Source organism: Nitrosomonas nitrosa, assembly GCF_003051105.1.
In the GTDB taxonomy this organism is placed as follows: Bacteria; Pseudomonadota; Gammaproteobacteria; order Burkholderiales; family Nitrosomonadaceae; genus Nitrosomonas; species Nitrosomonas nitrosa.
Map to the genome: position 1 here is coordinate 63,895 of NZ_QAOO01000001.1, position 13,669 is coordinate 77,563.

General features: G+C 44.7%; 17 protein-coding genes. 15 read left to right on the plus strand and 2 right to left on the minus strand.

The features are described 5' to 3' along the window. Window positions 1-108: 108 nt before the first annotated feature. On the minus strand, window positions 109-303 hold the full coding sequence (locus C8R30_RS00285) for a CsbD family protein (RefSeq protein WP_107784521.1): 195 nt from the start codon (window positions 301-303) through the stop codon (window positions 109-111). A 285-nt stretch (window positions 304-588) separates the two neighbouring features. On the opposite strand from C8R30_RS00285, the gene C8R30_RS00290 reads away from it, so the two are divergent. Next, window positions 589-1,263, plus strand: a complete 675-nt coding sequence (locus C8R30_RS00290) for a hypothetical protein (RefSeq protein ID WP_090665907.1) — start codon at window positions 589-591, stop codon at window positions 1,261-1,263. A gap of 169 nt (window positions 1,264-1,432) precedes the next feature. Here the strand turns inward: C8R30_RS00290 and C8R30_RS00295 are convergent, their stop codons facing one another. Continuing rightward, window positions 1,433-1,888 carry a carboxypeptidase-like regulatory domain-containing protein gene (locus tag C8R30_RS00295; RefSeq protein ID WP_090665909.1) on the minus strand — a complete coding sequence of 152 codons (456 nt, stop codon included), beginning with the start codon at window positions 1,886-1,888 and terminating at the stop codon, window positions 1,433-1,435. A gap of 422 nt (window positions 1,889-2,310) precedes the next feature. Here C8R30_RS00295 and C8R30_RS00300 point away from each other — a divergent pair, with 422 nt between their 5' ends. The 14 genes from C8R30_RS00300 to C8R30_RS00365 all read left to right on the plus strand — a co-directional run bounded on the left by C8R30_RS00300 (window position 2,311) and on the right by C8R30_RS00365 (window position 13,669). After that, window positions 2,311-3,564: an RNA polymerase sigma factor gene (locus C8R30_RS00300; RefSeq protein ID WP_107789258.1), complete on the plus strand. Its 1,254-nt coding sequence runs from the start codon at window positions 2,311-2,313 to the stop codon at window positions 3,562-3,564. Between the two features lie 296 nt (window positions 3,565-3,860). After that, on the plus strand, window positions 3,861-4,235 hold the full coding sequence (locus C8R30_RS00305; protein ID WP_090665912.1) for a YciI family protein: 375 nt from the start codon (window positions 3,861-3,863) through the stop codon (window positions 4,233-4,235). Window positions 4,236-4,355: 120 nt separating this feature from the next. After that, window positions 4,356-4,832 (plus strand): VOC family protein, encoded by a 477-nt coding sequence (locus C8R30_RS00310; RefSeq protein ID WP_090665914.1) that lies wholly within the window; start codon window positions 4,356-4,358, stop codon window positions 4,830-4,832. 57 nt (window positions 4,833-4,889) lie between these two features. Then, entirely contained in the window at window positions 4,890-5,291 is a 402-nt protein-coding gene (locus tag C8R30_RS00315) for a VOC family protein (protein ID WP_090665915.1), read from the plus strand. A gap of 47 nt (window positions 5,292-5,338) precedes the next feature. Continuing rightward, the gene (locus C8R30_RS00320; RefSeq protein ID WP_090665917.1) at window positions 5,339-5,743 is read left to right on the plus strand and encodes a YciI family protein; all 405 of its coding nucleotides are present in this window, start codon (window positions 5,339-5,341) and stop codon (window positions 5,741-5,743) included. 130 nt (window positions 5,744-5,873) lie between these two features. Beyond that, window positions 5,874-6,359 (plus strand): VOC family protein, encoded by a 486-nt coding sequence (locus C8R30_RS00325; protein WP_204799230.1) that lies wholly within the window; start codon window positions 5,874-5,876, stop codon window positions 6,357-6,359. A 42-nt stretch (window positions 6,360-6,401) separates the two neighbouring features. Beyond that, the gene (locus tag C8R30_RS00330; protein ID WP_090665921.1) at window positions 6,402-6,758 is read left to right on the plus strand and encodes a YciI family protein; all 357 of its coding nucleotides are present in this window, start codon (window positions 6,402-6,404) and stop codon (window positions 6,756-6,758) included. A 46-nt stretch (window positions 6,759-6,804) separates the two neighbouring features. Then, window positions 6,805-7,158 carry a DUF1428 domain-containing protein gene (locus C8R30_RS00335; RefSeq protein WP_090665923.1) on the plus strand — a complete coding sequence of 118 codons (354 nt, stop codon included), beginning with the start codon at window positions 6,805-6,807 and terminating at the stop codon, window positions 7,156-7,158. A 188-nt stretch (window positions 7,159-7,346) separates the two neighbouring features. Beyond that, complete coding sequence (locus C8R30_RS00340) at window positions 7,347-8,474, plus strand: PQQ-dependent sugar dehydrogenase (RefSeq protein ID WP_090665925.1); 1,128 nt, start codon at window positions 7,347-7,349, stop codon at window positions 8,472-8,474. A 235-nt stretch (window positions 8,475-8,709) separates the two neighbouring features. After that, complete coding sequence (locus C8R30_RS00345; protein WP_239654059.1) at window positions 8,710-9,045, plus strand: hypothetical protein; 336 nt, start codon at window positions 8,710-8,712, stop codon at window positions 9,043-9,045. Between the two features lie 551 nt (window positions 9,046-9,596). Beyond that, window positions 9,597-10,037 carry a CBS domain-containing protein gene (locus tag C8R30_RS00350; RefSeq protein ID WP_090665928.1) on the plus strand — a complete coding sequence of 147 codons (441 nt, stop codon included), beginning with the start codon at window positions 9,597-9,599 and terminating at the stop codon, window positions 10,035-10,037. Between the two features lie 173 nt (window positions 10,038-10,210). Further along, window positions 10,211-11,638 carry an NADH:ubiquinone reductase (Na(+)-transporting) subunit A gene (gene nqrA / locus C8R30_RS00355; RefSeq protein WP_258191895.1) on the plus strand — a complete coding sequence of 476 codons (1,428 nt, stop codon included), beginning with the start codon at window positions 10,211-10,213 and terminating at the stop codon, window positions 11,636-11,638. Window positions 11,639-11,646: 8 nt separating this feature from the next. Beyond that, a complete protein-coding gene (locus C8R30_RS00360; protein WP_107783632.1) occupies window positions 11,647-12,876 on the plus strand; it encodes an NADH:ubiquinone reductase (Na(+)-transporting) subunit B in 1,230 nt (409 codons plus the stop codon). Continuing rightward, the gene (locus C8R30_RS00365) at window positions 12,869-13,669 is read left to right on the plus strand and encodes a Na(+)-translocating NADH-quinone reductase subunit C (protein WP_107783633.1); all 801 of its coding nucleotides are present in this window, start codon (window positions 12,869-12,871) and stop codon (window positions 13,667-13,669) included. The genes C8R30_RS00360 and C8R30_RS00365 overlap by 8 nt, the downstream gene beginning before the upstream one ends.

Below are 13,669 nucleotides of genomic sequence, written 5' to 3' on the forward strand. Positions count from 1 at the left end.
GGCCAGTCTTACCCGAACCAAACGATAAACAGCCTGCCATTCGAACCAATATCATGGTGGCTATAGCCAGTTTTAAGTTTTTCTACAGGGTTTGTTCGACAGCAATTTTTATCCTTTCTTAATGGCTTCTTTCAGATCTGTGGTGGCTTCCTTCAGATCGCCAACCCCTTTCTGTATCTTACCTTCAGTCTGCTTTTGCAGTCCTTTGGCTTGCTGTTCTGTGCTGCCAATCATCTTGCCTGCTTCTTCCTGAATTTTACCAGCGATATCTTTTGCTTCGCCTTTTACTTGATCCTTGTTCATAATGAATTCCTCAATAATTAATTGAAACATCTATAAAACGAGCCGTACTCGGCTCGCGTGCTATGAGCCACATCATTAATTCAATAATGACTAAGGATCATAATAAAGTGGATGTGACTCCCCTTCTGTGCGCTAGGTAACATAGTTGTTTCTATCATGGTCTAAAATAAATGCAAAGATTTTTACTGATTCGTTATGTTTTTTGTCACTTCTATATAGTCTTGTTGTCATTCCTCTATGACACTTAACAAAGGAGTTTTGGCTATTTTGATGGCAGAGTAAAAAATGTATACCGTTATGAGAATTTATGGTTTAAGTATGCTGTTTATTATTAACACAATAAACGCAGAGAGTATACGTTTACCCATTAAATCTGAGTCGGTTGGAACGGTGACAGTTGAGAGCCATTTCTCGGATGCAGGGGCAGAGCATCGCATGAAATCATTTGGTGGTGATTTTTCTAGTACGAGCGGGCATCGTACAAAAGCGACTGTCAATCTAGAAAAACGTGATGGGACAATAAACTACATGCATAAAAAAGACAGTGGTGCTTTTACATTTGATACAAATTTTTCGAGTGAGGAGACAGGCCCACTGATGAAGTCATTAGGTGGGGGGTTCTCAAGCACCAATGGATATCGTGCAAATGCAGTAATTAATTTTAAAAGAGGTGATGGAAAAATAAATTACATGCATAAAAATTCGAATGGAACTATCACGTTAGATACTAATTTTTCGAATTATATAACAGGACCGCAACTGAACTCATTTGGTGGTGGTTTTTCCAGTACAAGCGGACATGGTGTAAGTGCAAGAGTTAATACAATTGGAGGTGGCGGGGCAATTAATTACATACTTGTAAATAATAGAACGAAATTCAAATTCAGCGGTGGTTTGAGTGAGAACAATGGTAATAGGGGAGCGAATATCGAAATCCAAATTCCACTTGATATTAAATAATCATCCTCATGGGTCAGGTAATCGACTTGAGATGGCCGACTTCCGCAGATGCTACATTATCCTTGGTTTTTTAATATAGCATTACTGATAATAGCATCGTTAGACTATAGATTGGCTGGATGCACGAGCATATATCCGCTCTGATTAGCTTACTCGCGGTAGGAGAGAGCTACAACTTGGGAGCAGGCCAAAGTAGCGTAATTTTTTTATGTTCTTTCTGCAGGTTCAGGTCTTGATGTAGTGTTTTCCCTTCGTATGTAGCATCAAGCGAATATCTTCCGGGAGGAAGTTTAGCGAGTAGGTAAGGCCCTCGGGTTACTGTTTTCAGTACAGTAAGGCCTGATGCATCCTTAATAGTAATGTGAACATCGCTAAGATATTCCGCTCGAGGCGCACTGGCTCTGGCCAACTCGAGCATCAATGGCCATTTTCCTCCTTCCTGTAATATCGCTTGGGATTCATCCGAGCCAATGCCACCTGTCAGAAACTCTATGCCACCTTGGTTTTGTAATGGTGGCAGGGTATAGTTTATCGACAAGGGGGTGTTTTGAGAAAGACCGGAAGTGCTTAAAATACCTAATAAAATCAGAACTGAGCCTGCCCTAATAAGTTTAGTGATATCCATTATTTTGTCTGTTTTATAATATTATGCGTTCAGTGAAGTTAGTGTAAGGGCTTTATCACATTCATGTCCATATACGTCCATTCCATTATATTTGGTGTTACCCAAAAATATCAGCTAGGACGAATTGTTTTATCAGGTAATTTTTTAGAGCCCCTTGCAAAATTATCACGAGCTAGCCGAAAAAAGTTCGGCATCAGAAGTGGGTGATTATCGTTGATGATACTTTTTTTGACATTGATGAACTCGCTCTGCGTAAGCGTATGCATTAAACTAATTTGCTTTTCATCGTAGGTTGGGAGAAATGTTCATTTAGGCAATTGAAGAACTGTTGAGATGCTCAGCCTGAAGCCATTATCAATATTAGGCTTAGGCTATCCTCATCATCAATTTAAGCTGAATATAGGGCAAATAGGTTTTAACCCATGTCTCAAGCGTTTTGTAAAGCTACAGAGATACATGAAGCTATCGAAGTCATTTATCGAAATCATTCACGGCATGTTTTTGCCACCTTGATTAGGTTGCTGGGTGATTTCGACATGGCCGAAGAAGCATTGCATGATGCGTTTAAGGCTGCGGTCGAACAGTGGCCGAGCGATGGTATCCCGGCTAATCCGCGTGCATGGCTAGTTTCGGTGGGTCGCTTCAAAGGCATCGATGCCATCCGGCGATCTGCTCGTTTCGAGCAATTGCCAGAGGACATTGAAGAGCGGCTTGCTGCCGATATCCCTGAGGGACTGGATGGGGAGGGGATTGAAGATGACCGCCTCAGACTGATTTTTACGTGCTGTCATCCTGCTTTACTGCCTGAAGCTCAGATCGCACTGACATTGCGCGAAGTTTGTGGCCTGACTACTGAGGCCATTGCCAGTGCCTTTCTGATAGCGCCCACAACCCTGGCGCAACGCATCGTCCGTGCAAAAACTAAAATTCGTTCAGCACGAATTCCTTATCAAGTACCCTCAGCGGACAGGCTGCGTGATCGCCTGGGTAATGTATTGCGCGTTGTTTATCTGATCTTCAACGAGGGCTACTTTGCATCCTCTGGTGACTCGCTAGTTCGCCCGGAGTTGTCTGAAGAAGCCATTCGCTTGGGGAGGTTGCTGGTAGAATTGTTGCCGGAAGCTGAAGCGCAAGGACTGCTTGCATTAATGCTATTGCAGGAATCGCGCCGTGCCGCTCGCTGCCTGCCTTCTGGTGATTTGGTACTCCTGGCTGAGCAGGATCGCGCGCTTTGGAATCAAAACTATATCGTAGAAGGGTCAAGGTTGGTGGAGCAGGCGTTATCGTCAAGGCGCTTTGGTCCTTATTCATTACAAGCGGCGATTGCTGCTGTCCATGCCAATGCAGCCAGTGCGGAGGCAACTGACTGGGCTGAGATTGTTGCGTTGTACGATATTCTGCTTAGCTTCGATCCATCACCGATTATCGAACTCAACCGTGCTGTTGCAGTGGCAATGCGGGATGGTCCTTTGCCTGGACTTGCGCTCATTGATGCCATACTGGCGCGAGGTGAGCTCAATGATTATCATTTGGCACATTCCTCGCGGGCCGATTTATGCCGTCGGCTGGGAAGGATCGCAGAAGCCAAGGCATCCTATCAATTGGCCTTTAACCTTTCTCAACTTGCACCCGGGCGCCGTTTCCTGGCCCGGCGGCTAGATGAGTTACAGAACTGATTTTTTCAGTGCTTTTTTGGGAAAACCAGAATCGATCATTCTGTTCTCGTAGATGGGTATTCCGTTTTTTTACTTAGTCCTTTGCTCCATCAATTTGCAGCTTAATTAAAGCATACGCTTTCATCCTATCTTCTAATACCTGCCTACGTAGAGATTGAGACGTGCGGTAGATTTATTCACAGCCACTTGTCTGCAGAAAGTTCTTATTTGCTTATGATTTCGATGTCGAAATCGGGTTTCCCCAATCGACTATGAAACTAGAAGTTGTATTTTTTGTATTCGTAAGGAGTATTGCTATGAAATATTTATGTTTAATCTGTGCCGAGAAAGTTATGGAGCAAATGAGTAAAGGGGTCGCAGAACAGCATTTTCAGGAGTATACCGAATTTACCGATGCCATCAGGACAAGTGGCCATTACCTTGGCTGTAACCGGCTTTTGCCGCCTAACGCAGCTATTACGCTCAGAGTACGGAATGGCCAGGTCATGACAACGGATGGGCCTTACGCAGAAACTAAAGAACAGCTTGGCGGCTATTATCTTATAGAAGCTCGCGATCTGAACGAGGCTATCCAGGTGGCTTCAAGGATTCCAGGGGCTAAAATAGGGTGTGTTGAAGTCAGACCCGTCGCTGAAGATAAGCGAACCCTTGAAGCGCTTGGTTTTATTTAGCCAGGCGGTTCATCTGCGGTATAAAAATTGATGCGCCATGTCGAAATTGGCTAAAGCCATTCGACTATAAGTGTAACGGATTATTTTATCTCGTTTAATTACATACAGGAGAATAGGGGTATGTCTAACAAAATCAAGCCAGTACCCGATGGGTACCATACGTTGAGCGCTTATTTGATTGTTCGGGGAGCAGCCAGCGCGATCGAATTCTATAAAAAAGCTTTTGGTGCGACTGAGTTGATGCGACTCAATCTGCCAGACGGAAAAATTGCGCATGGCGAATTCAAAATTGGTGATTCCATTTTCATGATTTCAGATGAAAATCCAGATTGGGGTTCAACTTCTCCCGAGGCACTCGGCGGTAGCCCTGTTACGCTCCATCTTTACGTGCCGGATGTCGATACCACTTTCGCGAATGCAATCCAAGCGGGAGCGATAGAGAAAATGCCCCTGGAAAACCAATTTTGGGGAGATCGTGCTTGCCAAATTGTCGATCCATTCGGGCACTACTGGCATATCGCTACGCATATTGAAGATGTCGATCCCAGTGAACTCTCAAGCAGGATGGAAGCCTTTATGTCGACACACAAGGGTTGATGCAAGCCAAACGTAAGCGTACGTTATGCTTTTATATAGATTTTTAAGGAAATTGGGATGGCTACCAAAATATTTGTGAATCTGCCTGTAAAAAACCTCGATCAGTCGATTAAGTTCTTTACCCAACTGGGTTATTCCTTTAACCCTCAGTTTACCGATGAGACGGCTACATGCATGATCATCAGCGAGGATATTTTCGTTATGCTGCTGACTGAGGAAAAATTCAAGCTGTTTACCCCCAAAGCAATTTGTGACGCCACGAAGCATACCGAAGTACTCATCGCTTTATCCTGTCGTAGCCGCGCGGAAGTTGATGAGCAGGTTCGTGTAGCAGTCGCGGCAGGGGGAACAATCTATAGCGAGCCACAAGATCATGGATTTATGTACTCACATGGTTTTCAAGATCTGGATGGTCATATTTGGGAATTGATCTTTATGGAGCCCAATGTTCCTAACTAAATCGCTTTGATCAAACGCTCGTGGAACATAAACAGAGGAGAAATAGGATGCGTTTTATGATGTTGATGATTCCCAAGGGATATGAAAACGCCACGCCGGGTACTCTGCCTGAAGCAGAGGCTGTCGCTGCCATGATGAAATACAACCAAGCTTTGCAAGAGGCAGGCGTGCTCATCACACTTGATGGACTTCACCCCCCTTCAATGGGTGCACGAGTTACCTTCAAAAGTGGCAAACCCCATGTCACCGATGGGCCGTTCACTGAAGCTAAGGAGGTGTTGGGAGGCTATTGGATGATACAAGTGACATCTAAGGAAGAAGCTATCCAATGGGCAATGCGTTGTCCGGCTTCTGATAATGAAATTATTGAAATACGACAAGTACAAGAATTCTCTGATTTTCCTGCTGATGTTCAGAAGGTACTAGGAGACTATCCCGAGATGCTAGGGTAATCGATCGATTTATCCTGGGAATTCAAGCTTCGCAACATACTGGAGATAGAGGCAGTATCCAATTCAGGTTACAGAATATTGGAAAGAGATGGGATTTTGTGTTGCCAATGAGCCAAATGGATTATGGAAGATGCAAAAAATAACCCCTTGTTTATGGTTCAACGATCAGGCTGAGGAAGCTGCATTGTTTTATACCTCAATTTTTAAGGACGCAAAGATTTTGGCTGTTTCCCGCTACAGTGAGGCAGGAAAAGCGATACATGAAAAACAGGTAGGTTCGGTCATGACAGTATCGTTTGAGCTGAATGGGCAAGTTTTTACTGCATTAAATGGTGCGCCGATGTTTACCTTCAATGAGGCCATTTCATTTCAAGTGAATTGTGTGACGCAGGAAGAAGTTGATTATTACTGGCAAGAATTGTCGGAAGGAGGGGATGAGAAAGCCCAGCAATGCGGCTGGCTCAAGGATAAATACGGTGTTTCTTGGCAAATTGTTCCTACTATTCTGTCCGAGCTGATCAATGGCCCTGACTCTGAAAAATCCCAGCGTGTTCTCGAAGCAATATTCGAAATGAAGAAAATTGATATTGCAGCGCTGCTGCGCGCTGCAGATTAGTTTTCAATCTTCCCCCCGTATTAATTAATTTTGGAGATTGTAATGAAGTACATGTTGCTGATATATCAAGATGAGCTTACCTTGAGTGAAGTTGACCGTGAAGAATGTTACAAGGAATCTACAGAGCTTGCTCATCAGCTCAAAGCCAACGGCCAATTTTTATCCGCCAATCCTCTGCAGCCAACATCATTGGCGACCAGCATCCGTGTACGCGATGGTAAGCAGCTGATCACCGATGGACCTTTCGCAGAGACACGTGAACAATTGGGGGGTTATTATCTGGTTGATGTTACTGATTTGGATGAAGCTATCGGTATTGCAGCCCGTATTCCGCTGGCACGCAAAGGAACAATTGAAATTAGACCGATAATCGAAATCAAGGGCTTGCCTACGGTTTAATCGTATTATGTAAGATAGATTGTCATTTAAACAGGAGATAAACGCGATGACTTATGTTGATGGATTTGTGGCGGCAGTTCCCACAAAAAATAAAGAGGTTTACAGAGCGCATGCAAAGAAGGCGGCTGCCGTATTTAAAGAGCATGGTGCGCTCAAACTGGTCGAATGTTGGGGAGATGATGTACCAGAAGGGAAAATCACTTCTTTCCCTATGGCAGTCAAGTGTCAGCAGGATGAAACGGTCGTTTTTTCTTGGATTATCTGGCCGTCGCGCGAAGTGCGCGATCAAGGCATGGAGAAAGTCATGTCGGATCCACGGTTGCAACCTGATGTAAATCCCATGCCGTTTGATGGTAAACGCATGATATATGGTGGGTTTGAAATGATTGTCGACGAGTAAACCAAATAGCTCAGCGTGACATCAATAAACTAAAAAGCAAACTTCATCTCTTGTAGAATAAAAAAATGAATGGTGGCATGTTTTTTTGAGCATGGAGAGGGAATGCTTGTATGGGTGGCACGAATGGTTGGTCAATGCCCGCTTAATGACTGAATTATTCATGCCTACGGACCAGGAGGAAATATAAAATGACGCTTATCTTGCAGATAATTAAATTATTCATTCTAACAACCTTAAGTGGTGCTTTTTTTTATTCGGTCGCACATGCCCAATCTTCGCAGGTGAAGTTGGATGTCAAGGTTCTGGTCAGCGGGCTTAATCATCCCTGGAGCATGACCTTCATGCCCGATGGCCGAATACTTCTGACTGAGCGTGCGGGGCGACTTCGTGTTGTCTCCTCTGAAGGCCAGCTATCTCCCCCAATCAAGGGTGTACCGACCGTATTCGCTCAAGATCAGGGGGGATTGCTGGGCATCGCATTGGATCCCGATTTTTCCAAGAACAGTTTTATTTATCTAGCCTATGCGGAGCCACAAGGCGATTTGGCTGGCACTGCTGTCGCGAGAGCCAAATTAGTGGGAGGGGCGCTGGAGAATCTGCAAGTCATCTTTCGCCAGCAGCCTAAAACTGAAGGCGGCAATCATTTTGGATCACGACTTGTATTTGCACCTGATGGCAATCTTTTTGTGACACTGGGGGACCGTTTTAAGTATATGGATGAAGCTCAGGCGCTTGATAATCATCTTGGTAAATTAGTGAGGATTCGCCGAGATGGTCTCGTGCCTGCTGATAATCCTTTCGTTCAAGATAGAAAAGCCAAACCAGAAATATGGTCATACGGTCACCGGCATATTCAAGGTGCTGCCATTCATCCTCAAACAGGGCAATTATGGACGCATGAGCATGGGCCGCGCGGTGGGGATGAAATCAATATTCCTAAAGCAGGTAAGAATTACGGTTGGCCCAAGGCAAGCTACGGCATTCATTATTGGATGACGCCCATCAAGGATGAGCATGCAGAACAAGGATTCGAGGAGCCTGTTTACCATTGGACGCCTGCCGTGGCACCTTCCGGTATGATGTTCTACCAAGGTGATATGTTTCCTGAATGGAAGGGAAACTTGTTCGTTGGTTCCCTTGTTGGTAAGCATTTGATCAAGCTCGCTATCGAAGGCACTAAAATCATTAGTGAAGAAAAACTGTTGAAAGATAGCGCACGCATACGCGACGTGGCAGAAGGGCCTGATGGTGCGATTTATCTGCTGACCGATGATGAGAACGGCAAACTGCTGAAGCTGACGAGAGCAAGTGAGTAGTTAAACTTCAAACCTGGTTGGGTCGTCTATTTTTTAACCATCCTCTCGCTCATAAATTATTTGGCTAACTTACGAAAATTTAACATAGGGCATGATAACATCAGCAATGCAGGTAGCGCCCTATCTGATAATGATCGGGTAGATTCCAAATACAGATTTTCTTTTTTGAAAGGAGAGTTACATGAGTTTCGAGAGCGAAATGAGAGCGAGATTTGGAGGATTCTGGAATTCATTGGTGCTGATACTCGTCGCTATAATATGTTTACGTTTTTCAGCCATTGAATGGGCGGAAGAAGATCTAGGTACGCGATTGTATCATTCGTTCAAATTAATTTTATGGTGTATTTTATTTGGTTTATTTCTGGCGATTATGAAAATCATATTTTCGTCTTCAAATCCACCGCATTTGAAGTTGCCTGCATCAGCTAATTTTGCCTGGGGATTAAAACGCGGTATCACGATGGGTGGATTCTTAATCTTACTAGTTGGCATCGTCCATTTAGATAATTTTATGGGTGTATTTCAGCCATTTATTGATAAGCTCCTGGGAAATTTACTCGGGTTGTTTTGATATCATCCTCGACTGCTTTGTTTGAAATTTTTTTCTTTTGTCTATCAATGCGATTGCGCGAATATCAGAGTTACATCGTGTAATCGCATCATCAACTGCATATTTGCTCCAATTATTTTTATAGTGGATCTGGTTGCAGTTTTCTTTGGTATCTACTGATCAATTCAAATTTTACTTCAACTCGCATAGCTATTTGTTATACCGGCAATTTGCCATTTGTGGGTGCAATTTACTATCAGTATTTGCAACGATTATTAAGCTAATTTAGTTTATGGCTTGCCGTTTGCTTCATTTGGTAGCGTACACTGAGTCAGTATATTTCATATTTTTACGTAATGATATTGTATCTTGTTGATTTATAAATAAATATTTCTGAAATGTTGTGTTGCGTTTCAAACAATCAGCTAAGTAAAATCTTTCTAATTGATCAAAGGACGGATGGGGGCGCGCATGGCAATTTATGAAAAATTCGGGCTAGATGCTATAAACTAACAATATGGCCAAGAGGACTAGCCCATAGATAATTTTATTGATAGAGGAGAAGGATAACCATGAAAACTGTAAAGCAACTGCTGCAAGAGAAAGGGCATAAAGTAACCACAATCGACCCTGATGCATCGGTCTTCGATGCAATGCAGTTGATGGCTGCCAATAATATTGGCGCCTTGTTGGTTATGAAAGATGAGAGATTGTTGGGAATCCTTACAGAGCGTGATTTTTCACGTAAATCCTATTTGTTACATAAACCCGTCAAGGAAATGCACGTTAAGGAAATTATGACACGCCAAGTGGCCTATGTAGGGCTGGATGATACCAATGAAGATTGTATGGCGCTTATTACCGAGATGCGCGTGCGTCATTTACCCGTGGTCGATGAAGGTAAAGTGGTTGGTTTGCTTTCGATTGGAGATTTAGTGAAGGATACGATTTCTGAGCATCAGTTTGTCATCAAGCAGCTTGAACGCTATATTTATGACACACCTGAAATATAAGCATACGTCAATTATAATGCTACCCCATTAAAATTGTGATGGTCCGGTTTCATTGCCGATTACGGGGTAGTGATCTGGTGCAGCGGGAGTATTTTATGACGCTGGTACGATAATTTTGATTTCGATATCAACCTTGCTCATATCAAGAATCATCAAGAATCTAAAGAGAGCTCATGTCTATGCTTATCAGGATTAAGAAGGGACTTGATCTGCCTATCAGTGGTCAACCAATCCAAATGATAGAAGAGGCACCACCTGTTCGCCATGTGGCGATCTTGGGCCCGGATTATATCGATCTCAAACCTGCTATGCGGGTCGATGAAGGTGATTCGGTTAAGCTTGGGCAAGCGCTGTTCGAACATAAAAAGCTGCCTAATGTGTTGATCACGGCACCTGGCGCTGGAAAAATTATTGCGATTCATCGGGGTGCGCAGCGACGGTTATTGTCGGTAATCATTCAGTTGGATCCGGTTGAAGATCAGGAAACATTTGCTGCCTATACACCAGATAAGCTTCCTCATCTTTCAGCAGACCAAGTCATCGAAAATCTTCTGCAATCGGGCTCGTGGGCTGCGTTACGGACGCGCCCCTATAGTAAGATACCGGATCCTGCTACACAGCCAGCAGCTATTTTCGTTACGGCTATGGATACAAATCCATTGGCTGCCGATCCTGCGCCGATTATTGCCACAGAGGCAGATGCCTTCGCGCATGGACTTACCGTACTGACCCATCTCACAGCTGGCCCACTTTGGGTGTGTAAAGCAGACGACGCGCATTTTCCCTTACCCGAGGACCTAGCGCAATTACAAGTGGCTAGCTTTGCAGGTCCGCATCCGGCCGGTTTGGCCGGTACGCATATTCATTTTCTGGACCCTGTCAACGTACACAAAACTGTATGGTATTTAAATTACCAGGAAGTTATTGCGATCGGTAAATTGTTTACTACAGGGCGGTTATGGACACAGCGCATCATTGCGCTTGGCGGTCCGCAGGTAAAATACCCCCAGGTATTACATTCGCGTTTAGGTGCGACGCTTCCAGCACATCCGGGAAAAGGTTCAGCACGGTTATTACGTACGCGCCTAGGCGCTTCATTGGACGAACTTCTTGACGGTGAGCTGGCTGACTCCACCGATAACCGAATTATTTCCGGTTCGGTCTGGTCAGGACGTCGTGCTGCTGACTGGTCTGCTTATCTCGGGCGACATCATTTACAAATCAGCGCCATTAGAGAGCACACTGAGCGAGAATTTCTTGGCTGGTTAGCGCCTGGAAGGAAAAAATTCTCACAAATGAATGTTTTGATCTCGAGTTTTTTGCGCAACCGAGGGGAAACATTCGATTTTACGGCTAGCCAGAACGGCAGTCCGCGTGCCATGATACCGACCGGTAGTTTTGAAGAAATCATGCCTCTTGATATTTTGCCTACGCAATTATTGCGGGCCTTGTTGGTGGGGGATACTGAAATGGCACAAAAATTGGGTTGCCTTGAACTCGACGAAGAAGATCTTGCGCTGTGTTCTTTTGTATGCGTAGGTAAGCATGATTACGGTTTGATTTTACGTGAAAATTTGAGACAAATCGAAAAAGAAGGCTGATATCTGAGATGCGTCGTTTGCTCGAATCTATGAAGCCCCTATTCTCTCAAGGTGGGCGTTTCGAAAAGTATCATGCTTTGTATGAAATGGTCGATACTTTTCTGTATACGCCTGCCGATTCGACTCGTACCGCCCCCCATGTACGCGATGCGATCGATTTGAAGCGATTGATGAGCTATGTCGTGATCGCGTTGATTCCCTGCATACTTTGGAGTTGGTTCAATACTGGCTACCAGGCGAACCTTGCCATCCAGGAGCTCGCACTCATTAAAGACGACTGGCGAGGCGCGCTGCTTCAAGGGCTGCGTATAGGATTCGCACCCGATAGTATTCTGGCTAATATGGCACATGGTTTTTTACATTTTTTGCCTATTTACCTGACCACCTTGATTGTAGGGGGGGTCTGGGAAGTCCTTTTTGCTATTGTGCGCAAGCATGAAATCAATGAGGGGTTTTTGGTGACCTCTATGTTGTTTGCGCTGACGCTACCTCCTGATATGCCGTTATGGATGGTGGCGCTCGGTATCAGCTTCGGCGTCGTGATTGGCAAAGAGATTTTTGGTGGTACCGGTAAGAATTTTCTTAATCCTGCATTGGTTGGGCGTGCTTTTCTCTTTTTTGCCTATCCTGCAGAGATGTCGGGTGATCAAGTGTGGGTCGCGGCAGATATTTCCTCGGGGGCAACCTCTCTGGTAGATGGTTATTCCGGGGCAACCCCGTTGGGATTGGGAGTTACGGGGGGAATGGATGCTATTGTTTCTGGTGGCTATACTTGGTGGGATGCTTTCATTGGCTTGATTCCCGGTTCATTGGGTGAGACCTCGACTTTGGCTTGTTTGATTGGCGCTGCCTTTCTTATTTATACAAAAGTTGCCTCCTGGCGGATCATCCTCGGTGTATTTCTTGGAATGGTGGGAACAACTTTGTTGTTCAATGCCTTTGGTAGCGAAACGCATCCACTGACGGAAATGCCATGGTACTGGCATCTGGTGTTGGGTGGGTTTGCTTTTGGTATGGTGTTTATGGCAACTGATCCGGTATCCGCCGCCATGACCACGGCCGGACGCTGGGTGTACGGTATTCTGATAGGAATTATGACTGTATTGATACGCGTAATTAACCCGGCTTTTCCAGAAGGCATCATGCTTGCAATTTTATTTGCCAATATTTTTGCACCGTTAATCGATTATGTCGTAATCCAGATTAATATTCGGCGGAGACTGCGTCGTCATGGCTGAATCAAAAGCACCTCCTGTTCGGCATAGTGGCAGTAAAACACTACTGGTGGCATTTTCCGTTTGCCTTGTCTGCTCACTCATTGTTGCAAGTGCTGCAATACTGCTTAAGCCGATCCAGTTGAACAATCAAAGCATTGAACGCAAGCGCATAATTGTCGAGATTGCTGATCTCCTAGAGCCTGGTCTGACTGTTGAGCAGGCTTTTCGACAAGTTGACGCTGTTATGGTCGAATTGAGTAGCGGCCAAGTGACGGATGCACTTGATCCAGAGCATTTTGATATCGCAAAGGCGGCCAAAGACGTCAATTTGTCGGAACCGCTGAAACGAAACGAAGACCCCGCACAGATCAGACGAAAGCCTAAATACTTGCCAGTCTATCGAGTCAACGATGAAGTGGGTCGACTCAAAACCTTGATTTTGCCTGTGTATGGCTATGGATTATGGTCAACACTTTATGGATTTATTGCTCTACAAGATGATTTACGCACGATTCAGGGGCTTAGATTTTATCAGCATGCTGAAACGCCCGGCCTGGGTGGTGAAGTTGACAACCCTCAATGGCTCGCGCTATGGGAAGGAAAAATTGCCTTTGATGATGATTGGGAACCACATATCGAACTAGTCAAGGGTGCCGTGGGAACCACAACACCCGATCATCAACATAAGGTTGACGGATTATCGGGGGCTACCTTGACAACTCGAGGTGTTATGCAATTATTGAATTATTGGTTGAGTGAAGAAGGCTTTGGGCCCTATCTGGCCCAACTGCGAGAGCAAAAAGAAAGGAGGTGA

Bases quoted from the DNA above. Each gene is read 5' to 3' on its own strand.
- C8R30_RS00285 (WP_107784521.1), bottom strand. From the start codon at position 303: ATGAACAAGGATCAAGTAAAAGGCGAAGCAAAAGATATCGCTGGTAAA.
- C8R30_RS00290 (WP_090665907.1), top strand. From the start codon at position 589: ATGTATACCGTTATGAGAATTTATGGTTTAAGTATGCTGTTTATTATT.
- C8R30_RS00295 (WP_090665909.1), bottom strand. From the start codon at position 1,888: ATGGATATCACTAAACTTATTAGGGCAGGCTCAGTTCTGATTTTATTA.
- C8R30_RS00300 (WP_107789258.1), top strand. From the start codon at position 2,311: ATGTCTCAAGCGTTTTGTAAAGCTACAGAGATACATGAAGCTATCGAA.
- C8R30_RS00305 (WP_090665912.1), top strand. From the start codon at position 3,861: ATGAAATATTTATGTTTAATCTGTGCCGAGAAAGTTATGGAGCAAATG.
- C8R30_RS00310 (WP_090665914.1), top strand. From the start codon at position 4,356: ATGTCTAACAAAATCAAGCCAGTACCCGATGGGTACCATACGTTGAGC.
- C8R30_RS00315 (WP_090665915.1), top strand. From the start codon at position 4,890: ATGGCTACCAAAATATTTGTGAATCTGCCTGTAAAAAACCTCGATCAG.
- C8R30_RS00320 (WP_090665917.1), top strand. From the start codon at position 5,339: ATGCGTTTTATGATGTTGATGATTCCCAAGGGATATGAAAACGCCACG.
- C8R30_RS00325 (WP_204799230.1), top strand. From the start codon at position 5,874: ATGCAAAAAATAACCCCTTGTTTATGGTTCAACGATCAGGCTGAGGAA.
- C8R30_RS00330 (WP_090665921.1), top strand. From the start codon at position 6,402: ATGAAGTACATGTTGCTGATATATCAAGATGAGCTTACCTTGAGTGAA.
- C8R30_RS00335 (WP_090665923.1), top strand. From the start codon at position 6,805: ATGACTTATGTTGATGGATTTGTGGCGGCAGTTCCCACAAAAAATAAA.
- C8R30_RS00340 (WP_090665925.1), top strand. From the start codon at position 7,347: ATGACGCTTATCTTGCAGATAATTAAATTATTCATTCTAACAACCTTA.
- C8R30_RS00350 (WP_090665928.1), top strand. From the start codon at position 9,597: ATGAAAACTGTAAAGCAACTGCTGCAAGAGAAAGGGCATAAAGTAACC.
- nqrA (WP_258191895.1), top strand. From the start codon at position 10,211: ATGTCTATGCTTATCAGGATTAAGAAGGGACTTGATCTGCCTATCAGT.
- C8R30_RS00360 (WP_107783632.1), top strand. From the start codon at position 11,647: ATGCGTCGTTTGCTCGAATCTATGAAGCCCCTATTCTCTCAAGGTGGG.
- C8R30_RS00365 (WP_107783633.1), top strand. From the start codon at position 12,869: ATGGCTGAATCAAAAGCACCTCCTGTTCGGCATAGTGGCAGTAAAACA.